At 35.9% G+C, this 1,112-nt stretch carries 1 protein-coding gene and 1 pseudogene; both read right to left on the reverse strand.

What is annotated here, in order from left to right; genetic code table 11:
* Positions 1-37 precede the first annotated feature (37 nt).
* Positions 38-925: an IS3 family transposase gene (locus DXB91_RS13995; RefSeq protein WP_082418098.1), complete on the reverse strand. Its 888-nt coding sequence runs from the start codon at positions 923-925 to the stop codon at positions 38-40.
* A pseudogene (locus DXB91_RS14290) lies at positions 856-1,112 on the reverse strand (helix-turn-helix domain-containing protein); the annotation flags it as partial. The pseudogene DXB91_RS14290 and the gene DXB91_RS13995, both read right to left, overlap by 70 nt.

The raw sequence follows: 1,112 nt of genomic DNA on the forward strand, positions 1-1,112 counted from the left end.
TGATATGTACCCAGAATCCTGGACACATATTTATGAACTAGGCTGAACACATGGATGCTATCCTGTATTGTACAGGTGGCATCCATTTTGTTTTTGCCTGAATTCTTTTGTTATTATAATAATCTATATATTCTTCAACCGCTTGTGAGAATTCTTCGAAGGAAGAATAGTCTTTCTCATAACCATAATACATCTCATTTTTCAATCTTCCAAAGAATGTCTCCATAATACAATTGTCATAGCAATTACCTTTCCGTGACATGGATTGTACAATGCCATGTTCTTGTAAGGCATTTCTAAAATTGACATGCTGATACTGCCACCCCTGATCAGAATGAAATATTAATCCTTCGACAGAAGGAAATTTTTCAAAAGCTTTATTTAGCATTCTTTCTATCTGGCCAAGATTAGGAGTCCTAGATAAATCATATGAAATGATTTCGTTTGTATTCATATCTAACACTGGCGATATATAACACTTTCCCCATGAAAAATTGAATTGAGACACATCTGTGGTCCATTTTTGTAAAGGCGAAGTTGTGCTGAAATCTCTGCCTATTATATTATCAGCAATCTTACCAACTTGTCCCTTATAGGAATGATATTTCTCCTTTGGTCGTTTGCCGGCTAATCCTGATTCATGCATAAGACGCTGAACTCTCTTATGGTTCACCTGATACCCGCGATTAATAAGTTCCTGGTGAACCCTTCTTACGCCATATCTGCGTTTGTTCTCCTCAAAAATATTTTTTATTTCTTCTAGTACTTCTTGATTGCGTTCGGCAACAATATCGTTTCTGTTAATCTCAAAATAGTAAGTAGATTTAGCCATATGCATTGCTTTTAGGAGATACTTTAGTTGATATCCTTTTTCTCTGAGTTCTTTGATGATTGCTGCTTTTTCGCCTTGAGTTGCGCAACCCATTTTCCTTGCCTCAAGGCGATCCGTTTTTTTATTACTTCATTCTCGGCTTTGATATATTCATTTTCAGTTCTCAAGCGTATCAGTTCTTCTCGTTCCGATTCTGTTAAAGGTAATGGATTTGTTGATTTTTTCATTCTCGGTTCCTTTGTTGGTCGTCCTTTTTTACTTTCTACCAATCCATTATATC

Source organism: Coprococcus sp. OM06-34AC (genome assembly GCF_003462545.1).
Lineage (GTDB): Bacteria > Bacillota > Clostridia > Lachnospirales > Lachnospiraceae > Coprococcus > Coprococcus aceti.